This window comes from Shouchella tritolerans (assembly GCF_025770735.1).
GTDB classification, from domain to species: Bacteria; Bacillota; Bacilli; order Bacillales; family Bacillaceae_D; genus Shouchella; species Shouchella tritolerans.
Genome location: NZ_JAODPB010000003.1, coordinates 623,792 through 647,031 on the forward strand (window position 1 = coordinate 623,792; position 23,240 = coordinate 647,031).

Sequence of the window (23,240 nt, forward strand, 5' to 3'; positions counted from 1 at the left end):
GCAAGCGAGAATAGAGGTGAAGAGACGATGTTGGTCGGCCCAGACAAAATTGAAATAAGCGACGAGCAATTAAACAAGTTAAACGACACGTATGCAGAGCTGTTAGAAGAAGTCACCAGCATATTGACTGATTTTTTTACCCCTTTTGAACTGATGCAAAGCGAGGGCATCTTTACAGGCGAGTCCGCTGACGCTTTTGCGGAAAGCAGTGCGCTAATCAAAGAGTATCTCCTAACCCGCTTTTCCCTGTCGCTAGAAGAATTAAAAGCAGCCGCTGCGACATTCCAACAAAAAATCAATGAAGTTGAACCATTTACAGGGTGAGGTGAACACATGTCACTTGAAATCAAAGTCGACCCCGCTGCCGTACAAAGCCTAATCGAGAAAGCGAGACAAATCCCAGGCGAACGGATGGAAGAAGCGATTAGCAAACTAGACGCTTTAATCGATACTGTGTCCGATTGGAAAGGAGATGCCAAGGCCGAGCACGACCTCGCAAGCGCAGACTTGAGAAAGGCGCTTGTGCAAACGCAGGCATTGATGGAAGCAATGCTAGCAACACTCGACCAAGCCATCGAGCAGATGAACGAGACAGACGAAGACATTAGCAGCAAATTTGAAACGAAAGTCAACCATTATCTAGCCGATCAATAAGCCAATAAGAGGGGGTACTATGGACAAACAGGCAGAACTGACAAAACTAAACGCGCACTTGTCAGCGAACCAGTCCCAGTTACAATCGTTATACCGGCAAAATGCCGATTACCAGCAACGCTACGACAGCGGCATCATGGCCATCCAAAAACTAGAACAAGAGCTAGCAGAACTTCGGCAACACCAACAAAACGTCGCATTTGAACAAGCACGACTCGAGGAACTGACTAGCGGCGAAGCATCTCCCATGGCCACAGTCCAATTCGTCAAAACGGGGCAACTAGAAAGCCGAGCATTAGAAAAGATCCAAGAACGAATACAATCCCGGCGGATGACCCAACAAACGACAGGACAAAACATCCAAGAAATGATCGAAAAACTAGAGCACCAAGCCCAACAGATCAAACGGGAAATCGAACAACAACGGGCGGCGACCCTTCAACTAGAGCGCCTAATCGCCACCAACGAAGCGTCGATACACTCTGTCAAAGCCAACATCGCTAGTACACAAAGCAAGCTCCGTGCTCTATAAAATCAATAGGAGGAAGGTGATCCTATGGGCAACCATCGCGCCGACCGCGAGGAACTAAACCGGTTAATTGAGGAATACAAACAGATTATGGCGGAGTACATGGATAGCGTGTTGCGTATAAAATCCGAGAGTATAGGCACGCAAGAACTATTGGCAAATAGAGGCTTTTCCCCTCCGCATATTACAGTCGTAGAAGAAGGTGACATTTACGGAGACCTCCAAGCCATTCACCGCTTTTGGGACGGCATGGTCGCAGCCGACTCAACCGCAAAAGCCGACTTTTCCGCCGCGCAAACCGGCTTGAGTGCCCTCGACTCCTCCCTCAACGCCTTCACAAACGGACTCGGCCAAAATGGCGAAGGCCTCGCCACCTTAAACGTGGATGAGCTAAAACAAGCCATCTTCGAAGACAAAAACCTCATTACCAGCCTGCTCATCAAAATGGAAAGCGGCGAAGCCCTCAACTATGCTGAGCGAGAGTTGCTGTACCAGTATATACAGAGTGAGGTGTTGGACGAGGCCACCATCGCCGAAATTAAAGAAATCGAAAGCATGATTAGCAACGAAGGTGTAGAGGCTTTGCAGGCTCGTTTAAATGATAAAGTGTTAGTATCCAAAGAAGCCCTTGATCAAGAGATAGCGATGTTACAAGCGTATTTGTACTTGGGGAATAATGGGCCAAACACTCATTTTGGTGGTGAAGAGGAAAAGTATAATACTGAAAAAGTGAGAGCATATTTGTCGTTGTTAACCCAATACAAAACTGCTATTTTGGATTTGGAAGCAGAGGCTAAAACAGGCGGTGTCGATATCCCTTTCCTTGCCAAAGTTGACCATTTATCATATAAACGAAACGTAGATCCGCATATTCATACCTTTGAAACAGAGCTGACGTTAAACATCTCGCAATATGCCGGCGATATGACAAGGGAAGAGTTTCTTAACATGGAGTACCCTGTTTTAGTCCGAATCAATGAATCGACAGTGAGCTATTATATTGGTGCGGATGCTGTAAACAGTTTAGAAGCGGAAGAGCATGAAGAACTGATGAAAGAGCGTGCAAATTATACAGAAAACTTTATTGGGGAAGAAATACAGCAGCTAGTACTAGAGGAATTTAGTAAGCGAGTCGGTGGAGTGGTTAATATAGCTGATGTAGTTACTAGGCACGAAACGGGAAAACAGGAGCTTGATAATCAGTTAACAGTGAAAGAGGCAAAGGTAACAGCAGGCAATTTAGGTATGGAGTTGCTTATTTCAGAGCGAAATGTTTACGGGAAGAGTCAATTTGTTGTGGAAATTCAACCAACCGAAGCAACATATGAAATACTAGAACGATGGAAAGAAGTAAAAGCAATTGATCCGACTATTGAGTATCCAGAAGAAGCGATTCGAAATCAAGACTGGCAAACGATCAGTGGAAGTTTGAGGGGAAGCGGCGATGATTCTAATACGGCAATTTATCCTGCTTTACAGGAATATATCACTCGCAACCAAATTGGGGAAGATGTCACGGTTTCGGAATTAGTTGAACAGAACAAACGATATAATGAGGAAAATTAGTTATGGGGACGGAGCGTTAAGAATGACAAAATGGAAATGGAGAGTTCTCGTGACAATAATGGTTGTCGGTGTAGGAGTCTTAGTTTTTTGTTATTTACAATATCAGGGAAAAGAACGACAGCAAATGCATGCAGTGGAAAGTGAATTGAAAATGTATGCTACTACTGCAGACATCCTTCGCATGGAAATCGATTATAGTAACTATGAACAGAGAGGAAACGTGAAAGATATTGTGCTGACGCCTACAGAAGAGACAGAACATACGATGGAAAGGTGGAAAGCTGTGTCTAAAGCGTTTCCTTCAATCGAATTTCCTTGGGATGAAGTCGATAAAGGAGATTGGATTAAGGTGTATCGAAAGCTGATTGGAAGTCAAAAGACCATGCAGGATACAGTAGTCGCTCTATCTAAAGAATTACCAGAAGGAGAAGATTTAGGGGGAACAGAAAGTATATATATATATGTTCGTGACGGGGTTATACGAGAAGGAAATTTTGAAACGTTATTAAAGGAAAAAGAAATTATTGAATAAGCATGATGAAGGCAAATTGATATGAAAGTTCATACTTTACGCTATAAGTGGAAAAGAGTGATCAAGTGAGACGAATACGGTTGCCTATTTTATTAGCTGCAATCGCTTTGTTTGCCACAGGCTGCATTGTGAATACAAAAGCCGCGGAAAGAGAAAGTTTAGAGGCATTAGAAACGCTACTGGCATCCCATGAGGATGGGGAAATACTTCGAGAGCACGGCAGTAGTGAACCAATACAGGAAGTAATTGAAAGGGAGTACGGCGCTTGGTTTACCGAAGACTATCAAAATAAAATAAATGAATTAATAGAAGCTGGTCAATCCCCAAGCATGAATATATTTTTAATACGAACAACCGAATATGCAGTGGTTGCTAATAGTCAATACGGTGTCCTCCATACAAAAGTCAATCGACGAGAAGGAACGGTCCAGTATCGGCTCCATCCTCAAAAAGTACAACCACCTGAAAAAATAAATTATATCGATATCGAAATGACAAAAGAAGACGGAGAATGGAAAATCGATGATGCGGAAATCGTTGAAGCGATCTATGCGGACTTTTTCTTTTAATGATTTTTCTAGAAGGGTTATCCAAAATCATCGATGGTAGTTTACCAGAAGAGGAAAAACAATTGAGGAACTATTAGGACGACAAGCAAAAAACACCTGCCTGACGAAACGGAGCCGAAGTAATGAACCGAAAAAGGCAATTGTAATAGCTTCTGTAATTGCCATCATTCTCTACATAACCTTCTACTTTTTGCATAAAGAGCAACGACAAAAGGAATTGGAGGAAAAGTATGCCTTGATTGAGGAATACAACTATGCAGGTAGGGCTTTGCATATGGAGGCAGAAACCAGTAAGTATGATGAAACAGGCGATCCCCATGACATTGAATTAACACCAACGGACCTTACCTATGATCTGCTACAACGTTGGGAAGCGATCTCTGAAGTGGTTCCCACAATTGATTATCCTGAAGAAGCAATTGAGGTTTATAAAACATTGGAGCATAATCGATTTGAAGCAATGGACGTGTCAGAGGAGATTACTGAAGGAGAAGAGTATGGATCCGCGAATTCAATGGTCATTAATGATTACATCGATGTAGGATCTGTATACAATGACGATTTCCGTGGATTTCTTGAAGAAAATGGAGTTGAGGCGCCAGACTAGAGAAGGTTAGAGTAGTGGGGATTGTTAGTGCTACATGAGGAAAAGATGTTTGTAGAGGGAAGAACGAATTTTAATAAGAAACACAACTTAGGGAGGCTAGATGGCTTCCTTTTTCCTACTTCATTGGAAATTTGAACGGTAGTTTTATAATCTAGTGCATTAATCAATTGAAAAGCGTGAGCAATTAGAGAATAGGGGTTTTGCAAGCACGTCTAAACGACAAAGTGCTAGTTTCCAGCGATTCAAAATCAAGACTGGGCAACGGTGAGCGATAGTTTGAGAGGAAGCAGTGATCGTTCAACGACGACCATTTATCCGGATTTGCAAGACTATATTATTCGTAATCAAAGGGGAGAAGATGCCACAGTGGAAGAATTAGTGAAAGAGAACAAACAATATCATGAGGAATATAAGAATTAGAATGGAGCGGGAGTAGTGATGAGATTAAGAAGGATACTCCTTGGAGCACTAGCTGTTATCAGTGTGGGAACGCTGTTAGTTTGGTATTGGTCTCATCAGGAGCAAGAGAAGGCACAGTTGAAAAACGAGGAAAGAGAGCTAGGAAAATATGTTCGTGCAGCGGATACACTTTTCATGGAAATTGATTACAGAGGATATGAGCAATCAGGGAATGTGGAGGATATTAAGTTGACGCCTACCATAGAAACTGAGCACACGATGGAAAGGTGGAAAGCCGTTTCTGAAGCATTCCCATCAATTAAGTTTCCTGAGGAAGAAGTCGAAGAAGAGGATTGGGTTGAGGTATATCAGAAGTTAATTGAAAGCGAAGGTGAGATGGGAGAAGTAATACGCGCTCTTTCAGTCAACCTCCCTGAAGGAGAAGATATAATGAGGGAAAGACTTTATTTATACGTTCGCGACGGAGCAATAAGGGAAGATAACTTTGAAAAGCTATTAAAGGAAAAAGGGATTATCGAGTAGCTATCGGGTTGTAAAAGAACATAGTAAGGAATTTTATGATTTATCGTTTTACCAAGGATCAATCATCGTACATGTAGAGGGGGAAGAGGGGGTTCAAGTGAGACGAATACTGTTGTTTTTTTCAGTCGCAGTGATCGCTTTATTTGCAACAGGTTGTATTGTAAATGCAAAAGCTGCAGAACGTAATAGTTTAGAAGCTTTAGAAGCATTTTTTTCAGCTCATGAACATGGAAAAATGCTACGAGAAAAAGGTAGTGATAAACCGATTCTAGAGATTGTTGATCACGAATTTAGTGATTGGTTTACCAAAGAGTACAAAGCCAAAGTTAGTGAAAGCATTGAATCCGGCAACTCATTAAAGTTGTTCTTTTTGTTAGGAACGGAAGATGGATTGACTGCAAATAGTCAATATGGTGTGCTTTTTACAAAAGTCAATCGACAAGAGGGAACCGTTCAGTATCGACTGCACCCTCAAACAACCAATCGACTTCATGAAAACATCCATTTTGTCGACATCGAAATGACAAAAGAGGATGGAGAATGGAAAATCAATGATGCGGAAATCGTTGAAGCGATCTATGCAGACTACTTCTTTTAACATAGGAAACTTAAGTCATCAACAAGCATTGTCTTGAGAGAATCCGATATTACATAGGAATAGCGTTAAAGGAGTTTGCCGTAGGAATTTCTCGAACGAATGAGCAGGCATCAAGCTGGGCAAGAGAGGATCGACCATCAACTAAGAATAGGGAAAAGTGACAGCTGGTCCTCTCAAAAATGGAGCTGCACGTAACGAGGCGTCCGTCTTTTAGGCTTGGGGGGAGAACGTGAGAAACTGAAGAAGTAATCGGAACGGGGCGTTTTGAATGACAAAGACGAAATGGATAGTCCTTGTGACAATCGTTGTTATAAGTGTAAGTTCCTTATTTTTTCTTTATTTACAACAGCAAGAGAAAGCACAACAGCAAATGTGGTTAGAAGAAAGTAAATTAAAAGTTTATGTTCAAACAACGGACTTTTTACGTATGGAAATTGATTTTAGTGATTATGGAAAAGGAGAAAATGTTGATGATATTATGTTAACGCCTACAAAACGGACAAAAGAGATGATGGAAAGTTGGAAGGCCGTTTCTAAAGGTTTCCCTACAATTGATTTTCCTCTGAAAGAGGTAGAGGAAGGAAATTGGATGAAAGTATATGAAGAAATTACTAGAAGCTTTGGAGAAATGCGAAGTGTACCTCTTGTACTTTCAAATGGAGAAGAGGTAGGCGGAACGGAAAGCCTTTATTTGTATGTCCATAATGGAATATAGAAGAAGACAACTTTGAAAATTTTTTAAAGGAAAAAGGGATCATTGAATAAATAAATCGGAACCAAGGACATCTTATGTTTATCCACAAACAAAAGTGAAAGCCAGGCAACTCATTTAAGCTACCTAGCTTTAAAACTATCGCTGATACACGCGGACATAATCAATGGCCATGGATGAAGGGAATGGGGTAGAGCCATCTGGGTTACCGCCATACCAACCGCCAACAGCAAGGTTGAGAATCAAATAGAACTCTTGGTCAAAGGGTGCAGGGTAAGGGCCTCCAACCGTGTACCAATCGTTTAGTGTTAGGTACAAGTTCCCGTCGACGTACCAGCGAATTTCACCTGGCTCCCACTCGACCGCGTACTCATGATAGTCGGTCGCGTTTGTCCCATTTGGGAAATAGTAATCACCAGCAGAAAATTGATTATCGGGCCAAGGACCGCCGTAATGAATTGCTCCTCCGACTTTATGTGGCGTCGCGCCTGCGTTCTCCATAATATCAATTTCGCCTGATGCCGCCCAACCGCCATAACGGTCATGTTGAGGCATCATCCAAAAAGCGGGCCAAAACCCTTGTCCGGCAGGCAAACGCATTCTTGCCTCGAACCGCCCGTATGTTTGGCTAAAGCGGCCGTCTGTTAACACTTTTCCTGATGTATAGCCATAGGTACCATATTGGTCGGAAACCGTTTCTTGATGGGCTTCAATAATTAACTTGCCATTCTCTACGCGTACATTTTTCGGGTGATCACTATAATATTGCAACTCTTCGTTTCCCCAACCAGGCAAATTTGGATAGCCATTTCCAATGTCGTATCGCCATTTGCTCTCGTCAAGAGTATTGCCGTCAAATTCATCGCTCCAGACGAGTCTCCACCCTTCCTGTTCGACAGAATTTTTTGATGCATCGACTTCAGATGAAATCCCCACTGCCATCATAGTCACCACAATCAACGCACCAATAGTCTTCTTCATCAGCCATCCTCCTAAAAAGAAAAATGGTGTTAGACTTGGCTGTTATCAAGCTTCTATGCCCATTATAAAAAAGAAAACAAGAGAAAACAGTTGGGAAAAAAGTGGCTTTTGTTTGCAGTGGGCAAAACACGAGAACACGCCCATAGAGGTTTGTTTTATTTTGTCCAAATCGCAATGGTTAAGAGAGACCAACTTTTCACAGAGGAAAACCAAAAGCAAACCAAACAGTAGGGATTGCTGTTGCAAACGCCAACAAGGGCAACAACTTTTTTTACTAGTCTTCCGAATCGGTTCAAAACCATATAATCGAGCGTCTCAAGTGCTTTTATCAATTTGGACAAACTTCCCCCAATGAGACATCCTAGGCAACTGCTATTCACAACATTTCTTAGCGAGAGACATTCATTTCCTCTTATATCGCCCCTGAATGGACATTTTTCCTGTCTGTCTAATTGACAACACAGGAAAAGAACTATACACTTATTGAGAATGATTATCGTTATTGTCTAAGGTGGCATGGTACATATTTTTTTTACGCGATTAATCAGACAGATGTGAAAAACAGATTAGATAAGGAAGGATATGGATATGTTCAAAAGACAAAAAACGTCAACAAAAGTCCTTTTTTCGGCTGCGCTGTTAGCAGCCTTGGCTGCTTGCTCAGGCCAGTCTTCCGATACATCCGCCGGAGATCAATCGGAAAGTGCCGATGGGGCTAGCACAAAAACGGATGCTGAGTATCCCATTGTAATTGAGCATGCTTTAGGCGAAACCGTTATTGATTCAAAGCCTGAACGAGTGGCAACGATCCAGTGGGGGAACCAGGATGTCGCTCTTGCGCTAGGCGTTGTGCCGGTGGGCTTCTCAGCGGCAAACTTTGGCGTTCAGGACGAAAGCGGACTTTTGCCTTGGACAGCTGAAAAGTTGGACGAACTGGGCGTTAGCGATCCCAATGTTTATCAAGATACAGATGGCCTAGACTTTGAAGCCATTTCTGATAGCGATCCAGATGTGATTCTTGCTGCTTATTCGGGCATCACCCAGGAGGATTACGATCTATTAACGCAAATTGCGCCGGTTGTCGCCTATCCGAGTTCGCCTTGGACAACGCCATGGCGTGAACATATTCTGTTGAGTGCAGAAGGGATGGGTATGAAAGCGGAAGGCGAACAACTGATTGAGGACACCGAAAACTTAATTGCAGAGAAAGTAGCTGAATACCCTGAATTGGAAGGGAAGAAAGTGGTTTGGGTGAACTTCTCCGCTAATGACATGTCTGGATTGCATTTGTATACGCCTGCGGATACGCGCGTGTCTTTCCTAACAGAGGAGCTAGGAATGGATTATCCAGAGAGCGTTATTGAATTGCTAGAAAACGATGCTGACTATTCCTTGAGTTTGAGTGCTGAGAATGCTGACGTGCTTAATGAGGCCGATCTTATTATTGGATATGGGGATGAAAACCTTTACGAAGCTGTAAAAGCCGATCCTCGACTAGGCCAAATTTCAGCGATCGAAAGAGGGGCTGTTGTATTTATTGATGCTGGTACGCCTTTAGGCGCTTCTGGAACGCCAAATCCCCTTTCCATCTCTTATACGATCGATGAGTACTTAGAACAAATTGGAGAAGCGCTTAGTCATCTAGATGAGTAGTGTGTTGAAAATGATCAAAAGGCCAGGTGTGTATTCTTCGAAGCATTTGCCAAAGGTGCTTGTCATCTCTGTTATGTTGCTTGTTGCATGTGTACTGGCTTCTCTTCTTTTAGGGTCCCGGCTTGTGACCTGGAATGAACTAATCACCGGACTGTTTTATCCGGATTTGGACTCTTATGGGGCAAGTGTCGTTCGTGAGCGGATCCCCCGGACTGTGTTTAGTTTATGTTGTGGCGCGGCACTTGGTGTTTCAGGGGCATTGATGCAGGCGGTTACCCGCAATCCACTTGCTGATCCAAGCATATTGGGCGTCAATACTGGCGCTGCTTTGTTTGTCGTTGCTGGGCTTGCCTTTTTGAACATTAGCACAGCGAGCCAATTTATATGGTTTGCGATCGCAGGAGCTATGGTGACAGCTGTATTTGTTTACGGGATAGGTTCTATGGGGCGTGCGGGGGCGACACCGCTTAAACTTGTTTTGGCAGGCGCTGCTACAAGCGCCGCCCTTTCTTCGCTAGTTAGTGCGATCATGCTCCCCCGTACTCATGTCATGGACCAATTTCGGTTTTGGCAAGTAGGAAGTGTTGGCTCAGGAAACTGGAATGCGATTATGACATTTCTCCCGTTCTTGCTCATTGGGCTATTACTTGCCGTTCTCTCGGCTTCAGCACTAAATGCGTTGGCGTTGGGCGATGATGTTGCCACCGGCCAGGGGGTACGGACGGGGGTGCTACGGCTCACCGCTGCGTTTGCTGGTGTGATTTTGTGCGGTGCGGCGACCGCGTTAGCAGGGCCGATTGGTTTTATTGGACTGTTAGCTGCTCATCTCAACCGTCTTTTACTTGGCCCTGATCTGCGGGTGCTCATTCCAATGTCAGCCCTTTCAGGAGCTGTTATTTTAACAATCGCCGATGTAAGCGGCAGGCTCATCGGCAGTCCCGGAGAACTTGAAGTTGGCGTTGTTACGGCTTTTATTGGAGCTCCGTTCCTTATCCTATTAGCTACGAGAATGAAAGTGCGTTCACTATGAAAAAGAATACCATTGCTATCATGATTGCCGGACGTCGTCAGAGGCGTCGTCGCTGGATCGTCATGAATATATTGCTGTTGTTGCTCGCTTGTGTGCTATGCTGCGCGATGCTCATGCTTGGGAGCACAGTTTATCCCGTTGAAGATGTCATCCGGGCATTATTAGGTGAGCGGCTTGACGGGGTATCTTTTGCAGTGAATACAATCCGTCTGCCTAGAATGCTAGCTGGTTTATTTGCTGGTTTTGCTTTTGGTATGGCCGGTAATACGTTCCAAACAATGTTGCGTAATCCACTAGCAAATCCAGACGTTCTTGGAATTACTACTGGCTCCAGCGTCGCGGCACTATGTTGCATTCTCATTTTACAAACAAGCAATACGGTTGTTTCCATTGTTTCGGTGATTGCTGGACTTGCGACAGTCGCACTTATTTATGGGTTATCACGGGGGAAATCGTTTTCAGTAGGCCGACTGATTTTAGTTGGCATTGGCATACAGGCAATGCTAAGTGCGTTGATTTCTTACCTTCTGATGGTAGGCGCGCAAGAAGACATCCCTGCAGCGCTCAGGTGGCTCAGCGGCAGCCTTAATGGTTCACAAATGGATGCGTTGCTTCCTCTTATCGTTACGGTTTTTGTCTGTGCCCCTATTGTCATTGCCCTTGGAAGGCAGCTCAACCTTTTGGAGCTTGGAGAACAGTCAGCCTCTTCTCTCGGGCTGAACACAGATAAGACGAGAGTCATGCTAATTGTCAGTTCGGTTGCTATGATTGCGCTCGCTGCTGCCACGACTGGACCAATTGCGTTCGTTGCTTTTCTTTCAGGGCCAATCGCCAAACGGTTAGTCGGAGTTGGCTATTCGAATGCTATTCCCGCTGGACTCGTGGGCGTTAATTTGGTTTTGGCAGCTGACCTAATTGGACAGTTTGCTTTTGAAGTCAGATTTCCAGTGGGCATTATTACTGGTTTGCTCGGAGCGCCATTTTTGCTCTACTTACTCATCCGCATGAATCGAAAGGGAAGTTTATCATGACATCGTCACATACGTTCCAAACTGAACAAATTAGAGCAGGGTATGATCAAAAGACCATTCTCAATGAGATAAGCCTGGTCATTCCTAATAACCGGATTAGCGTCATAATTGGAGCAAACGCGTGTGGAAAGTCGACACTCCTTAAAACGATGGCAAGGCTTCTCAGGCCCACCTCGGGGAACGTCATGCTTGATGGCAAGGCCATTAATAAAATGCCGCCAAAACAACTAGCGAAGGTACTTGGCATACTTCCCCAATCGCCTATTGTTCCAGAGGGCATTTCTGTTGCTGATCTAGTTGGCAGAGGGCGATTTCCTCATCAATCTTTGCTCAAAGGATGGACGAAAAAGGATAATGAAGCCGTCGCTGAAGCAATGGAGATGATGAACATTACAGAGCTCGCCAATCGTCACATTGATGAGCTTTCCGGCGGGCAAAGGCAACGAGTCTGGATTGCCATGGCTCTCGCCCAGCAAACGGATATTTTATTTCTGGATGAACCGACCACCTTTTTGGATATTACCTACCAAGTTGAAATTCTGGACATGCTTACAGACCTTAACCGGAAACACGGGACAACGATTGTTATGGTTCTCCACGATATAAACTTATCCGCCCGTTATGCCGACTATCTTTTTGCCCTTCGTCAAGGGGAGCTTATCGCAGAGGGAGATCCATCCAAAGTTATTACAAGCGAACTAGTAAAAGACGTCTTTGGCCTTGACTGCGAAGTCGTTCAAGATCCCGTATCTCACTCACCTATGGTCGTACCTAAAGGGAGATACCATGTTCATGTGTAATATGACCGTATGCAATCAAGACTTTGCGTACCGCTTTAAGGGTAAATGGAAAAACGTAGCGATGCTTCCGCTACGTTTTTTAGTGCCTGAAATTACTAAAGAAGCATTATCAAAAAGCCATGTCTTTTTGATAAAAGGGATAACGTCTGCTCTTGCGTTGGTGGAGAAACTCATTATGGTTTCTAATACGTCTTTAATGGTTTAATATCGCTATGGACAAAGTTATGTAAATTTACTAGTTGATTCGTTTAAATCAATGACAAAGGACGTCTCGATATTTTGAAAGGATACAGTTTGTTCTGTTTGTGTATTGCCTAGATGTTGATATAAGCCCGTTTCTTCAAGTGGCTCAACGAGATATGTTTCATACACAGTTAGGGCATACAGCAAATCGATTTCAACCAAGATGTCTGCTTTGTGTTGCTCAGTCAGGTATATATAACTGTCTTCATTTTATACTCAGGGAGGATGTCAAAAATGTAATGGTGTTTTTAACGGTTTTAATTTAATTATATATTCGTGTTGAACGATTGAGTTATCTTCAATTACTTGAACCAAAATAGTCGAGATCGGATCTGAGTAACTAGTTGAGGTTAATAGAAATAAAGGAGAGATAGATTTAAAAAAGCGTAAGTCCTGTCGTTGTTTGGTTTTCGCTTTGCCCATCGACACTGATAGAAGCCGAGAATACAAGCAACGTACTAAAACGACATATAAGTATGGTGATGAGCTCTTTGCTAAAGCGTAAAATGCTTTTCGAGGGGCTCTTTTATATGAGAACTAGCCGATGTTTTAAAAGATCGCACAAGGATACTCTTCTTTTATCAACTGGCTTGAAAGCAAACTTTTTCTTGTCCTCTTTGATAAACCACTACTCAAAATCCAGCTATAGATACTTAGTATATAATAATTTTAACACAATGGTATTGTATATTACGCGAAGGAAATAGATTTTACAATTTAAACTTCCTTTTTTATATATACTTAGTATATAATGAGTGAGATTGTTAAGAGGAGGGAACAGAATGATTAAAGTGAGCAATTTGACGAAAGAATTTATGCAAGGGCAAGAGGCTACGCAAGTGTTAAAAGGGGTTGATTTTACGATAAAGGAAGGCGAATTCGTGGCAATTATGGGGCCGAGTGGTTCTGGCAAAAGCACATTGCTTCAACTGCTAGGCGGGCTGGATGTCCCTACTGCTGGGGAAATAGAGATAGACGGAAAACCGTTGCATCAGATGAAAGAAAAAGAAAGAACGATCTTTCGGCGACAAAAGGCAGGGTTTGTGTTTCAAAATTATCAATTGTTGCCTACGTTAACGGTTGAAGAAAATGTCGCATTTCCCCTCCATGCGGACGGTAAGTGGACGAGTGAACATAGCCAAGCGGTCAATAATTTGATTGATTCAGTTGGGTTAAAGGGACTAAACCGCAAACGGGTGAACTTGCTCAGTGGGGGCCAACAGCAGCGAGTGGCGATAGCAAGGGCGCTTGTTCATAACCCGACTGTTTTGTTGGCGGATGAACCAACTGGAAATTTAGATCGAGCGAAAGCAGAAGAAATACTGGCCTTGCTGTCAACGTTCCACCGCAAAGACAAACAAACGGTTGTGATGGTGACACACGACATTTTTGCTGCTGGTTTTGCAGACCGCATCATTCTTTTTAGGGACGGAGTCATCGACCAAGTTATTTCGAGGGAGGATCGTGACTATGCTAAATACTTGGCGAATTTCATGGCGTAATATCACCGATAACAAAAAAAGGTTTGGCTTGACGTTGCTCGCTATTATGCTTGGAACGTCTTTTGTAACGGCTATGCTAGTAGCCGATAAAACAACAGATGACGTTTTTGACTACTACGAGCAAATGTATGTCGGCAATGCTGATTATTGGGTATTAAGCGATGAACATACGTATCCTGAGGAAATGATTGCGTCCATCCAAAATGACCCGATTGTCACCCATACATTGGAAGCGCTCGACAAGCACGCTTTTTTTGAGCTTGAGGGCGACCGCTCTTTAAATGAACGGGCTGTAAGAATTACAGGTGTCAGTGACCAAAACAGTCCTTTGCTGAAACTGCCTGTTATAGAAGGGGAACTAGACAATCAAGGATTGGTCGTACCCAAAAACGTCGCCAATCTTTTAGGCGTAGGGGTTGGCGATACGGTTCGCCTAGCTAATATGGGAGAGGCGCAAGTCTCTGCGGTCGTTGAGTATACGCAACTGCTAGCAAGCCCTAATAATTGGGAAAGCGCCGAGTCTTCTAGTTTTCGGATTATGGCTCCACTTGACTTATTAAGAGAGTGGACAGGAAACGACCATGACATTTCCTATATGCGTTTTCAAGTGCAAGGCGATGGCAAGGATTTGTTTAAAACATTGCAACAACAATTTCAAGATACTCATGTATTTATTCAACCTGTAGTGGCCGATGACCTTCAAAGCAATGATATTGGCGGACTTTATACGTTCTTTTATTTAATTGCAGGCTTGTCGATGTTTATCAGTGGGTTCATTGTATTTAATATGATTTATACGAGCGTTATTGAAAGAAGAAAAGAATTTGCGATTATGAAAAGCTTAGGGTACACACAACGGGCTGTTTCTAAACTCGTGCTTATGGAAATGTTGCTTTTGTCGTTGTTGGGCACGGCAATAGGCGTGCCGCTTGGGGTATGGCTCGGGGATGTATTCATGGATGTTCTTCTTGGTGTTTTTGATTTTGATATGGTCTATACGCTAAACTGGCAGCTGCCGGCATTGGTAGCGTTCATCATTGGTGTGCTGTTCCCGATTGCTTTTTCGCTATTCCCCATTTACCACGCCGGCAAGACGTCGATTTTATTGACATTAAAAATGGAAACGGAAACGAATCAATCATCGAAACGGTTGTGGCAACGGGCGGTAGTTGGAGCTGGTCTTCTTTGTTTAGGTTTTTTTGACCATCCCGTCGCTTACGCTGCTATCATAGCTGGTGTGATTCTTTTGTTTCCTCTGCTGTTATTAGGGTTGAACAAACTACTTAAACCGCTATTGAAAAAGCTTTTTCAGTATCCAGGGATCATGGCTGCCAACCATATAAGCCAGCAGCTAAATCGCAATGCCCATACAGCGGCGATTCTTGCTATCGGCATTTCGGTTATTTTATTGCTTGGTGCAGTTATAAAATCTGCTCCAGAAGGTTTCGAGAACGACATTCGAAACACGTATGGCGGAGATTTGAAAATGACGTCTGAAGCGCCATGGTCAGAGGAAGATCGTGCCAAACTCCTTTCTTATGAAGAGATTGAAGCGGTTGAGCCGTTTACTGAAGCAACGCCGATAACGTGGGAAACGACGAGCGGAGAGAGCAGGCAATTTTCTGTTCTTGCTGTCAGTGAAGAAGGCCCTGCCTTATTTGCCGATCCCCATGAAAAAGAGCTGCTTAAGCAATTAAACGGGAACCCTTCTATATTGCTTGGGGAGCGTGCTTTTAAAGAATGGGACGGACAGATAGGCGAGCATATACAAATGAACACGCCAAACGGCCGGCAATCTTTCGAAGTAGTTGGAGTCGTGCAGACGTCCCACTATTCTGGCTATGTCGCTTTTATGGATGAGAGCCACCTTCAGCACGAATTTGGCTGGACCAATAGCTTTGATTTGTTGCTTACGGCTGAGCAGGAAGCGTATACTACGATTCGCGAACAGACATGGTCTGAGTTTGGCGGGCAGCTTTCAAAAGTGGAAACGGTAGAAGAGGAAATTCGCTCGACGACATCAGCGGTTTCTGGCATGAATGAACTGATTTCTGTTATGTTGTTTATGATGATCGGATTAGCGAGTATTGGCACTGCGAATACGTTAGTGATGAATACAATGGAACGGATAACGGAGATTGGGACGATGCGTGCACTTGGCTTCACCAAGCAACAAGTTCGAAAAATGATCATGGCTGAAGGATTCCTCATTGGTTTAGCAGGCGTGGTGATAGGGATGGCGATTGGTGTACTCTTGATTTTTGTTACTAGCCAATCTGAAATAATGGAAGGCTTTATGTCTTTTCAGTTGCCTGTCGGCAATATGATCTTAGCTATTATTGCCGGAATTGGGTTAAGCCTTAGTGCAGCCTGGATATCTAGTCACAGTGCAAGTAAAATGGATATACAGTCATCTCTTAAAGAAGGGTGATCGTTTGTCAGTTAAATATGGGATTTTAACATTATTGTGCCAGCAACATCGCCATGGATACGAATTGAAATTAGAACTCGATTCGCTATTAGGGATTAAAGGAAAGATCAATCCTGGCCAAATTTATACGACCCTTGATCGCTTAATTCGGGATCAATTCGTTTCCTCTCCTGGGGCGGATGAGCAGGAACGGAAGTTATTTGCCTTAGAGCCCGCCGGTGAAAAAGAGCTAAAAAAATGGTTGCTGGAACCAGTAACGTACGATTCAACAAAAGATGATTTTTTCTTTAAATGGAGTTGTGCGCGAAAAATCGAATTTGCCCAAGAAAAGAACATGCTGGAACAACAAAAAGCATTAGTGATTAAAGAAGTAATGGAGTTAACGAAATTAAAAACAACGTTCTTGCTTGAAGGGGACGAAAACAAGTACTTATTAATTACAGGCATGTTGCTGCATTTAGAAGCAGATTTGAACTGGATCAACCAAGTAGCAAATCGGAGTTTTTCGTAAAGGTGGGTGGATGGTCTTCGATCATTCTTCTCTATCAACTCTTTCTTAGAGGGAAGCTGTTTAGAACGGCAAATGCCGCTACAACGCCTTTTTGATAAGCTCTGTTTGCGTTTAGGCCAATTCGCCGGTATAATAAGACTACAAAGACATAGGATAAAAAAGGCCTGGTGCGCGAACACCGAGGCCAGTGGCAATTGAATGCCCTAAAGGGGCGTTCGCCTAAGTGATTCCAATAACCACTCTAGCTTCCCGGGCTTAGGAGTGGTTATTTGTCTTTCTTATACGACAGTATGGCAACGAGTAGGTTTGCCGCTGCAAACGTGACAACTAGCGTTTCGAATACTGTCAAGGCCTCACCCCCTTTCGTTAGCAAAAAACATGCAAGGGGGCGAACGACCACTCCAAAGCCTTATTCAATTGCCTTGTTTTAGTATACCATATTCAAGTAGATAAGAATATACGTTCGTATAAATGAGTCTCCGATTGAAACACTTCTTTTCTTGCTAGGTTTCTTCAGTGTGGAAGGCTGTACACTATTTTTAACGTTTACTTTACTAGAGATATAAAGGGTAAAACGACGAAAAATCGTGTATGATAGAGAAAGAACGGCAGGGAGGTTTCGCTCATGTTACCAATGCTGCAACAAATCCAAGTGAATTATCATGCGCTCAGCGCTGCGGAGAAACGTATTGCCGATTATGTGATGAGCGCGCCAAAAGAACTTGCTAATATCCATATTAAAGACTTGGCGGCAAAATGCAGTGTTTCCGTAGCGACAATCACCCGTTTTTGCCGAAAAGTCGGAGCGGCCAATTTCGTTGAATTTAAAATGTCTATAAGGGACAGCACTCGAACAGAAGAAGAGGGCGGAGAGCTGATCGCTGAAATGGAGTCGATTTACAAAGCGATTATTGGCGGAAGTCGGGAGCTGATTAAACAGGACGACATTGTCCAAGCTGCTACATTGCTTGAGAACGCGAACCGGATTGAAATTTATGGAATCGGCAGCTCTGGCTTGTCTGGTCAGGAAATGAAGTTTCGGCTAATGCGGATGGGGATGCGCGTTGACTGCCATATCGATTCCCATACGATGGTGATGAACGCCTCGCTTTTGACAGCGGCAGATGTAGTTCTCGCCATTTCAAATTCTGGCTATACGGTTGATATTCAGGAAGCGGTGGCGTTAGCAAAAGAAAATGGGGCAACGATCATTTTGTTGACGAACCATGAACATACCCCATTAAGCGAAATGGCAGACTTGCTGCTCTTAAGTTTCAGCCCTAAACCTTTTTACGCTCGTGGCTTTCTCAACGCCCAGCTCTCCATCGTCCACGTGCTTGATTTAATCAGCCTTGTGCTCGCCCAAAATGAAGAACGAGCGGAAGCGCGCCGGAAAACACTTCACGCGCTCAGCCAATTAAAAAAGATCTAACAGCTGCTATCATAGACAAAACGCCTTTGAGAATGATCTCAGAGGCGTTTTTTGTCTATAAATGAATTTTATTGCAAGGCTTCCACAAACGTCTTTGTAATTTGCTGAGGACGGGTAATCGCTCCACCGACGACAACGCTGTGAGCACCTGCTTTAAGGGCGCCTTTGGCAAGGGCAGGGGTGTTCATTTTCCCTTCTGCTATGACTGGCGCTTTAACCGCTTGGGTCATCTCTTTTAAAAGAGCAAAATCATTGTCTGACGCAGATGCGCCAGCCGTATAAGCGGTATAGCCTACTAATGTTGTCGAGATGCAGTCAAAGCCAAGGCGGTCTGCTTCCATTGCTTCTTCCAATGTGGAGACATCCGCCATAAGGGCAACGGTCGGATACTTGCTGCGGATTGCTGCTACCATTTCTGCCAACGATTGCTTGGGACGCTTTTGTTTGGTCGCATCCATGGCAATCATGTCCACTTTGGCTTCCATTAATTCGTCTACTTCCGTCATCGTCGCTGTAATATAAACGTCGCTTTCTGGATAATGGCGCTTCACAATTCCAATGACAGGCAGGTCAACCATTGATTTTATTTCAAGTATATCTTCTTTCGAATTGGCACGAATCCCTGAAGCGCCGCCTTGTTTAGCGGCGAGAGCCATACGCCCCATAATGAAGGACGAATGGAGCGGTTCTTCTTCTAATGCTTGGCAGGAAACAACCAGTTTGTTTTCAATTTTTTTTAACACAGCATGCATGTCATTTATCTCCTAACAGTTCATCAACTTCATTGCGAATAACCGTCACTTCCGGTCCATAGATCACTTGTACGCCGTTGCCGTTCACAATAACGCCCTTGGCGCCTGTCGCTTTGAATTGGTCTTTATCCACTTTCTCACCATCATGGACACTAACGCGTAGGCGGGTGGCGCAGGCATCGACATCTTTAATGTTTGCAGCAGCCCCCAGTGCAGCGACGATGGCGGCAGCCCTCTCTGTGCCAGATGCAGTTTGTGCAGCGATTTCCTCGTCTTCACGGCCTGGCGTTTTGTAGTTGAATTTCCTAATCATAAAGCGGAACGTGAAATAATAAAGGAAAAACCAGACAATACCAATAAGCGGGACGATCACCCAATTGGTTTTATCGTTGCCTTGAAGCACGCCGAACAAAATAAAATCGATGAAGCCGCCAGAAAATGTCTGCCCGATTGTAATCGAAAAGATGTGCGCAAGCATAAAGGCGAGACCATCAAAAAAGGCGTGAACGACATAAAGAGCAGGAGCAATGAACAGGAATGAGAACTCAATTGGCTCGGTAATGCCTGTCAAAAAGGAAGTGAGCCCTGCTGAGAGCAAAAGTCCAGCAACGATCTTTTTGTTTTTAGGTTTGGCTGTGTGGTAAATGGCTAAGCATGCACCGAGCAAACCGAACATCATCGTAATAAAACGCCCGGACATAAAGCGCGAAGTTCCTTCGTAGAATTGAGTCACGCTTGGGTCAGCGAGCTGTGCGAAGAAAATTCGCTGTGTGCCTTCGACAAGTGTGCCATCGACAATCATAGAGCCGCCAAGGCTTGTTGTCCAAAATGGCATGTAAAAAATATGGTGCAAGCCGAATGGCCCTAACAAACGTAGAATAAAGCCGTATAAAAATGTTCCAATATAGCCGGTCATTTCTACTAAAGAACCGAGTGAGAATATCCCTTGTTGAATAAACGGCCATACATAAAACAATAGGACACCAAGAACCATCGCAGCAACAGAGGTAATAATCGGAATAAAACGAGAGCCGCCAAAGAAACCAAGAAAACGAGGGAGCTCAATTTTATAGTAGCGTTTATGGAGAACATACGCCATAATTCCGACGAGCACACCGCCAAAAACGCCTGTTTCCAGTGTTTGGATGCCTACGCTCATTCCTTGGCCGACATCAGCAAGAGAGTCCTCAGCGAGTGTGCCGGTAATCGTTAGCATGGCATTAATCGTCGCATTCATGACAAAGTAGCCGATAACGGCTGCAAGGCCGACTGTACCTTTGTCCGCCCGTGCTAGACCGATGGCAAGGCCAATCGCAAATAAAAGCGGAAGATTGGCAAAGACAATGTTTCCTGCTGAGCTCATGATAGTAAATAAGCCTTGCAAAAACGGCTGGTCCAAAAACGGATAGGCGACAAGCGTATTCGGGTTGCTTAAAGCGCCGCCAATGCCTAACAATAAACCAGCGGCAGGTAAAACGGCGATGGGAAGCATAAACGATTTTCCGAACCGTTGTGCTTTTTCAAAGAAAACACTCATCATTTTCACTCCTTTAAGGTAAATTATTTACAAAGATTATATAGTTGTTTTCCTGATTTGGCAATGGAAATAAATGAAAGCGGTTTGACTCTTTCATAGATGAATGAGAAGAAAAGTTGTTTTGATGTAACTGTGGCGGTGATTTTGTTGTTTGCTAAATTCATTTTTCCTCAGCTTTAAACGATTTATCCCTAGCTTCTATCATCTGTACGTTGAATACTTGAGTAGGGGTCACTGCTACTGTTTCCAGTTAGCCAGAAAATAATGTAGCGTGCATTTTTCTGTTTCTTCTGGGGTTTTGCTATAATGGAAGGAAATAAACCAAATCGGTGAAGGGATTGCAAAACATGAAACAAGAAATCATTGACCGCTTTACTCGCTATGCTAAAGTGGATACACAATCCACAGAGGCGAGCAATGCTGTTCCGACAACAGAAGGACAATTGGAACTTGGCCGCCTCCTTGTAGAAGAGTTGAAAGCGCTTGGCTTAACAGAAGTGACGATGGACGATAATGGCTATGTGATGGCGACATTGGAGAGCAATACAAATAAGGCAGTCCCGACTATTGGCTTTCTTGCCCATCTTGATACGGCGACAGAATTTACAGGTAAGAACGTCAATCCGCAAGTACACGAGTACAGCGGCGGCGATATTGAGCTTGGCCATGGCTACGTGCTCTCGCCTAAGCAATTTCCAGAACTAGCAGGGTACAAAGGTCATACGTTGATTACCACAGACGGAACCACGCTGCTTGGCGCCGACGACAAAGCCGGAATTGCTGAGATAATGACAGCGATGGATTATTTGATCAAGCATCTAGAAATAGAGCATGGGAAAATTCGTGTCGCCTTTACGCCAGATGAGGAAATTGGACGGGGACCGGCCCATTTTGATGTTGACGCCTTTGGCGCTGCCTTTGCTTATACGCTTGATGGCGGACCTTTAGGTCAATTCCAATATGAGAGTTTCAATGCGGCGGCAGCAAAAGTCAGTTTTTATGGCGTTAGCACTCATCCTGGAACGGCCAAAAATAAAATGGTGAATGCGATTAAACGGGCGATCGAATTCCATTCACAGCTTCCAGCGAACGAAGCGCCAGAATTCACGGAAGGCTATGAAGGCTTTTACCACTTGCTTTCTATGGAAGGCAATGCTGATTTTGCTGAACTCCACTATATTATTCGTGATTTTGACCGTCAGCAATTTGTAAATAGAAAGGCGAAAATGGAGGCCATTGCCTGGGAAATGCAAGAAAAGCATGGAAAGGGAAAAGTATCCATCGAGCTTCGTGACCAATATTACAATATGCGGGAAAAAATAGAGCCACAGAAGGAAATTGTCGAGGTCGCGTTGGAGGCGATGGAGAAGCTTGGCATTGAGCCGAAAGTAGGGCCAATTCGCGGTGGTACCGATGGATCGCAACTTTCTTATAAAGGGTTGCCTACACCGAACATTTTTACTGGAGGAGAAAATTACCACGGCCGCTATGAATATGTGTCAGTAGACAATATGGAAAAAGCAGTCCATGTGATTGTCAATATCGCCAATCTTGTTGCTCAGCGAGCAAAATAAGCAATGCTGCCTGAATGGTGGGGAAGTGCTTCTCTAAGCAAAACGGGCGTTTGATGCGGTGGTTGTGTACTGCGGTGCCATGGAATAGACATCTGCCTTCGGAACTTTTGCCGCGTCTATTTGTTTAACAACACAGTTCGCTCATGTCATCCGACGGCCGAAGATGGGTTTTTCTAATGGAGTCATTAGCCACTTTGTCACAGATCGTTTCGATTTGGGATGGCTGCAATGGAGCTTGCTTCGATATACTTGATCGTAAGCGAGACATACAGCCATATGAATGGAGGAGTCAACATGAGTTCACTCACACTTCAATCTCAAGTAGCCGATATTGTGACAGCTATACCGCAGACGGCGGATGTTTTCCGCAAGCTTCGCATTGATTTTTGCTGCGGTGGACAAGTCCCACTGGAACAGGCAGCTTTAAAGCGGGAGCTGGATCCAAACGAGGTGCTGGAACAGGTAAAACTGGTAGAAAGCAAGTTTGCCAAATATGAGCAGAGTCGCCCGGCTGATCTGACAGAACTGGAACTGATCGACCATATTCAAAAGAAGCACCATGCTTTTCTAAAAGAAGAGTTGCCTGCGCTTGTGCCATATGTAACCAAGCTGGCCCGCGTCCATGGTGGCTCCCATCCCGAGCTGCTTCGCGTTCAGGAACTGTTCACGGATTTAAAGCAGGAGCTGCTGGAGCATACGAATGATGAAGACAAGGTTGTATTTCCATTAATCACCCGGTTTATGAATGAGCCCAATCCAGAAACAACGGAAGCGTTGAGGCCGCATATCTCTGAGCTTGAGGATGAACACGAGTCGGCTGGCTGTTTGCTCAAAGAATTGCGGGAAGTCACGAGCGATTTTGAGCTTCCGGATGATGCTTGCGGCACCTATCGTCTTGTGTATCAGCGCCTTGCCCACCTTGAACAAGATACGTATGATCATATTCATTTGGAAAACAACATTTTATTTCGGAATGTCCGTACAGTGATGTGACGCCTAAAAACGCAATTAAAAATAGAATGGTTAAAAAACGCCGCTTGGATCGATAAGATCC

General features: G+C 44.0%; 26 protein-coding genes. 22 read left to right on the top strand and 4 right to left on the bottom strand.

Going from position 1 to position 23,240, the window contains the following annotated elements; all coding sequences use genetic code 11:
• Positions 1–27: 27 nt before the first annotated feature.
• The 11 genes from N6H06_RS13285 (at position 28) to N6H06_RS13335 (ending at position 6,712) form a co-directional block, all read left to right on the top strand.
• Positions 28–324 (top strand): hypothetical protein, encoded by a 297-nt coding sequence (locus N6H06_RS13285; protein ID WP_263707097.1) that lies wholly within the window; start codon positions 28–30, stop codon positions 322–324.
• Between the two features lie 9 nt (positions 325–333).
• Positions 334–654 (top strand): WXG100 family type VII secretion target, encoded by a 321-nt coding sequence (locus N6H06_RS13290; protein WP_263707099.1) that lies wholly within the window; start codon positions 334–336, stop codon positions 652–654.
• Positions 655–673: 19 nt separating this feature from the next.
• Positions 674–1,186, top strand: a complete 513-nt coding sequence (locus N6H06_RS13295) for a hypothetical protein (protein ID WP_263707100.1) — start codon at positions 674–676, stop codon at positions 1,184–1,186.
• Positions 1,187–1,210: 24 nt separating this feature from the next.
• Positions 1,211–2,749, top strand: a complete 1,539-nt coding sequence (locus N6H06_RS13300; RefSeq protein WP_263707102.1) for a hypothetical protein — start codon at positions 1,211–1,213, stop codon at positions 2,747–2,749.
• 22 nt (positions 2,750–2,771) lie between these two features.
• The gene (locus tag N6H06_RS13305; protein ID WP_193754494.1) at positions 2,772–3,281 is read left to right on the top strand and encodes a hypothetical protein; all 510 of its coding nucleotides are present in this window, start codon (positions 2,772–2,774) and stop codon (positions 3,279–3,281) included.
• 65 nt (positions 3,282–3,346) lie between these two features.
• Positions 3,347–3,850, top strand: coding sequence for a hypothetical protein (locus N6H06_RS13310; protein ID WP_263707105.1), 504 nt, complete (start codon positions 3,347–3,349; stop codon positions 3,848–3,850).
• A gap of 235 nt (positions 3,851–4,085) precedes the next feature.
• Complete coding sequence (locus tag N6H06_RS13315) at positions 4,086–4,457, top strand: hypothetical protein (protein ID WP_263707107.1); 372 nt, start codon at positions 4,086–4,088, stop codon at positions 4,455–4,457.
• Between the two features lie 264 nt (positions 4,458–4,721).
• A complete protein-coding gene (locus N6H06_RS13320; RefSeq protein WP_263707108.1) occupies positions 4,722–4,877 on the top strand; it encodes a hypothetical protein in 156 nt (51 codons plus the stop codon).
• A gap of 18 nt (positions 4,878–4,895) precedes the next feature.
• On the top strand, positions 4,896–5,399 hold the full coding sequence (locus tag N6H06_RS13325; protein ID WP_062748137.1) for a hypothetical protein: 504 nt from the start codon (positions 4,896–4,898) through the stop codon (positions 5,397–5,399).
• 97 nt (positions 5,400–5,496) lie between these two features.
• Positions 5,497–5,997: a hypothetical protein gene (locus N6H06_RS13330; protein ID WP_263707110.1), complete on the top strand. Its 501-nt coding sequence runs from the start codon at positions 5,497–5,499 to the stop codon at positions 5,995–5,997.
• 268 nt (positions 5,998–6,265) lie between these two features.
• On the top strand, positions 6,266–6,712 hold the full coding sequence (locus tag N6H06_RS13335) for a hypothetical protein (RefSeq protein ID WP_263707111.1): 447 nt from the start codon (positions 6,266–6,268) through the stop codon (positions 6,710–6,712).
• A gap of 135 nt (positions 6,713–6,847) precedes the next feature.
• Here the strand turns inward: N6H06_RS13335 and N6H06_RS13340 are convergent, their stop codons facing one another.
• Positions 6,848–7,690 carry a glycoside hydrolase family 16 protein gene (locus N6H06_RS13340; RefSeq protein ID WP_263707112.1) on the bottom strand — a complete coding sequence of 281 codons (843 nt, stop codon included), beginning with the start codon at positions 7,688–7,690 and terminating at the stop codon, positions 6,848–6,850.
• Positions 7,691–8,278: 588 nt separating this feature from the next.
• Here N6H06_RS13340 and N6H06_RS13345 point away from each other — a divergent pair.
• The 5 genes from N6H06_RS13345 to N6H06_RS13365 are packed head-to-tail and all read left to right on the top strand — an operon-like array spanning position 8,279 to position 12,409.
• A complete protein-coding gene (locus N6H06_RS13345) occupies positions 8,279–9,343 on the top strand; it encodes an iron-siderophore ABC transporter substrate-binding protein (protein ID WP_263707114.1) in 1,065 nt (354 codons plus the stop codon).
• A 10-nt stretch (positions 9,344–9,353) separates the two neighbouring features.
• On the top strand, positions 9,354–10,373 hold the full coding sequence (locus tag N6H06_RS13350; RefSeq protein ID WP_153020546.1) for a FecCD family ABC transporter permease: 1,020 nt from the start codon (positions 9,354–9,356) through the stop codon (positions 10,371–10,373).
• Entirely contained in the window at positions 10,370–11,404 is a 1,035-nt protein-coding gene (locus tag N6H06_RS13355; protein WP_062748127.1) for a FecCD family ABC transporter permease, read from the top strand. The genes N6H06_RS13350 and N6H06_RS13355 overlap by 4 nt, the downstream gene beginning before the upstream one ends.
• Positions 11,401–12,204, top strand: a complete 804-nt coding sequence (locus N6H06_RS13360; protein ID WP_263707115.1) for an ABC transporter ATP-binding protein — start codon at positions 11,401–11,403, stop codon at positions 12,202–12,204. Before N6H06_RS13355 ends, N6H06_RS13360 begins: the two co-directional genes overlap by 4 nt.
• Positions 12,197–12,409: a hypothetical protein gene (locus tag N6H06_RS13365; protein WP_062748123.1), complete on the top strand. Its 213-nt coding sequence runs from the start codon at positions 12,197–12,199 to the stop codon at positions 12,407–12,409. The genes N6H06_RS13360 and N6H06_RS13365 overlap by 8 nt, the downstream gene beginning before the upstream one ends.
• Before the next feature lie 17 nt (positions 12,410–12,426).
• Here N6H06_RS13365 and N6H06_RS13370 read toward each other — a convergent pair whose 3' ends face one another.
• On the bottom strand, positions 12,427–12,609 hold the full coding sequence (locus N6H06_RS13370; protein ID WP_062748121.1) for a hypothetical protein: 183 nt from the start codon (positions 12,607–12,609) through the stop codon (positions 12,427–12,429).
• A 620-nt stretch (positions 12,610–13,229) separates the two neighbouring features.
• Between N6H06_RS13370 and N6H06_RS13375 the strand changes: the two genes are divergently transcribed.
• From N6H06_RS13375 to N6H06_RS13390, 4 genes are all read left to right on the top strand, one after another.
• Complete coding sequence (locus N6H06_RS13375; protein WP_263707117.1) at positions 13,230–13,949, top strand: ABC transporter ATP-binding protein; 720 nt, start codon at positions 13,230–13,232, stop codon at positions 13,947–13,949.
• Positions 13,918–16,380: an ABC transporter permease gene (locus tag N6H06_RS13380; protein WP_263707119.1), complete on the top strand. Its 2,463-nt coding sequence runs from the start codon at positions 13,918–13,920 to the stop codon at positions 16,378–16,380. The genes N6H06_RS13375 and N6H06_RS13380 overlap by 32 nt, the downstream gene beginning before the upstream one ends.
• 4 nt (positions 16,381–16,384) lie before the next feature.
• Positions 16,385–16,891, top strand: a complete 507-nt coding sequence (locus tag N6H06_RS13385) for a PadR family transcriptional regulator (protein ID WP_062748115.1) — start codon at positions 16,385–16,387, stop codon at positions 16,889–16,891.
• A 625-nt stretch (positions 16,892–17,516) separates the two neighbouring features.
• Positions 17,517–18,323 carry a MurR/RpiR family transcriptional regulator gene (locus N6H06_RS13390; RefSeq protein ID WP_062748112.1) on the top strand — a complete coding sequence of 269 codons (807 nt, stop codon included), beginning with the start codon at positions 17,517–17,519 and terminating at the stop codon, positions 18,321–18,323.
• Positions 18,324–18,391: 68 nt separating this feature from the next.
• Here N6H06_RS13390 and N6H06_RS13395 read toward each other — a convergent pair whose 3' ends face one another.
• Both N6H06_RS13395 and N6H06_RS13400 read right to left on the bottom strand, forming a co-directional pair.
• A complete protein-coding gene (locus N6H06_RS13395; protein WP_213029271.1) occupies positions 18,392–19,075 on the bottom strand; it encodes an N-acetylmannosamine-6-phosphate 2-epimerase in 684 nt (227 codons plus the stop codon).
• A gap of 1 nt (position 19,076) precedes the next feature.
• Positions 19,077–20,612, bottom strand: coding sequence for a PTS transporter subunit EIIC (locus N6H06_RS13400; RefSeq protein WP_062748108.1), 1,536 nt, complete (start codon positions 20,610–20,612; stop codon positions 19,077–19,079).
• A 347-nt stretch (positions 20,613–20,959) separates the two neighbouring features.
• On the opposite strand from N6H06_RS13400, the gene pepT reads away from it, so the two are divergent.
• Both pepT and ric read left to right on the top strand, forming a co-directional pair.
• A complete protein-coding gene (gene pepT / locus N6H06_RS13405) occupies positions 20,960–22,186 on the top strand; it encodes a peptidase T (RefSeq protein ID WP_263707122.1) in 1,227 nt (408 codons plus the stop codon).
• A 294-nt stretch (positions 22,187–22,480) separates the two neighbouring features.
• On the top strand, positions 22,481–23,179 hold the full coding sequence (ric, locus tag N6H06_RS13410) for an iron-sulfur cluster repair di-iron protein (protein WP_263707124.1): 699 nt from the start codon (positions 22,481–22,483) through the stop codon (positions 23,177–23,179).
• Positions 23,180–23,240 lie beyond the last annotated feature (61 nt).

What these genes read in the sequence shown, in the direction of transcription:
- N6H06_RS13285 (WP_263707097.1), top strand. Translation starts at nt 28, where the DNA reads ATGTTGGTCGGCCCAGACAAAATTGAAATAAGCGACGAGCAATTAAAC.
- N6H06_RS13290 (WP_263707099.1), top strand. Translation starts at nt 334, where the DNA reads ATGTCACTTGAAATCAAAGTCGACCCCGCTGCCGTACAAAGCCTAATC.
- N6H06_RS13295 (WP_263707100.1), top strand. Translation starts at nt 674, where the DNA reads ATGGACAAACAGGCAGAACTGACAAAACTAAACGCGCACTTGTCAGCG.
- N6H06_RS13300 (WP_263707102.1), top strand. Translation starts at nt 1,211, where the DNA reads ATGGGCAACCATCGCGCCGACCGCGAGGAACTAAACCGGTTAATTGAG.
- N6H06_RS13305 (WP_193754494.1), top strand. Translation starts at nt 2,772, where the DNA reads ATGACAAAATGGAAATGGAGAGTTCTCGTGACAATAATGGTTGTCGGT.
- N6H06_RS13325 (WP_062748137.1), top strand. Translation starts at nt 4,896, where the DNA reads ATGAGATTAAGAAGGATACTCCTTGGAGCACTAGCTGTTATCAGTGTG.
- N6H06_RS13335 (WP_263707111.1), top strand. Translation starts at nt 6,266, where the DNA reads ATGACAAAGACGAAATGGATAGTCCTTGTGACAATCGTTGTTATAAGT.
- N6H06_RS13340 (WP_263707112.1), bottom strand. Translation starts at nt 7,690, where the DNA reads ATGAAGAAGACTATTGGTGCGTTGATTGTGGTGACTATGATGGCAGTG.
- N6H06_RS13345 (WP_263707114.1), top strand. Translation starts at nt 8,279, where the DNA reads ATGTTCAAAAGACAAAAAACGTCAACAAAAGTCCTTTTTTCGGCTGCG.
- N6H06_RS13350 (WP_153020546.1), top strand. Translation starts at nt 9,354, where the DNA reads ATGATCAAAAGGCCAGGTGTGTATTCTTCGAAGCATTTGCCAAAGGTG.
- N6H06_RS13355 (WP_062748127.1), top strand. Translation starts at nt 10,370, where the DNA reads ATGAAAAAGAATACCATTGCTATCATGATTGCCGGACGTCGTCAGAGG.
- N6H06_RS13360 (WP_263707115.1), top strand. Translation starts at nt 11,401, where the DNA reads ATGACATCGTCACATACGTTCCAAACTGAACAAATTAGAGCAGGGTAT.
- N6H06_RS13365 (WP_062748123.1), top strand. Translation starts at nt 12,197, where the DNA reads ATGTGTAATATGACCGTATGCAATCAAGACTTTGCGTACCGCTTTAAG.
- N6H06_RS13375 (WP_263707117.1), top strand. Translation starts at nt 13,230, where the DNA reads ATGATTAAAGTGAGCAATTTGACGAAAGAATTTATGCAAGGGCAAGAG.
- N6H06_RS13380 (WP_263707119.1), top strand. Translation starts at nt 13,918, where the DNA reads ATGCTAAATACTTGGCGAATTTCATGGCGTAATATCACCGATAACAAA.
- N6H06_RS13390 (WP_062748112.1), top strand. Translation starts at nt 17,517, where the DNA reads ATGTTACCAATGCTGCAACAAATCCAAGTGAATTATCATGCGCTCAGC.
- N6H06_RS13395 (WP_213029271.1), bottom strand. Translation starts at nt 19,075, where the DNA reads ATGCATGCTGTGTTAAAAAAAATTGAAAACAAACTGGTTGTTTCCTGC.
- N6H06_RS13400 (WP_062748108.1), bottom strand. Translation starts at nt 20,612, where the DNA reads ATGAGTGTTTTCTTTGAAAAAGCACAACGGTTCGGAAAATCGTTTATG.
- pepT (WP_263707122.1), top strand. Translation starts at nt 20,960, where the DNA reads ATGAAACAAGAAATCATTGACCGCTTTACTCGCTATGCTAAAGTGGAT.
- ric (WP_263707124.1), top strand. Translation starts at nt 22,481, where the DNA reads ATGAGTTCACTCACACTTCAATCTCAAGTAGCCGATATTGTGACAGCT.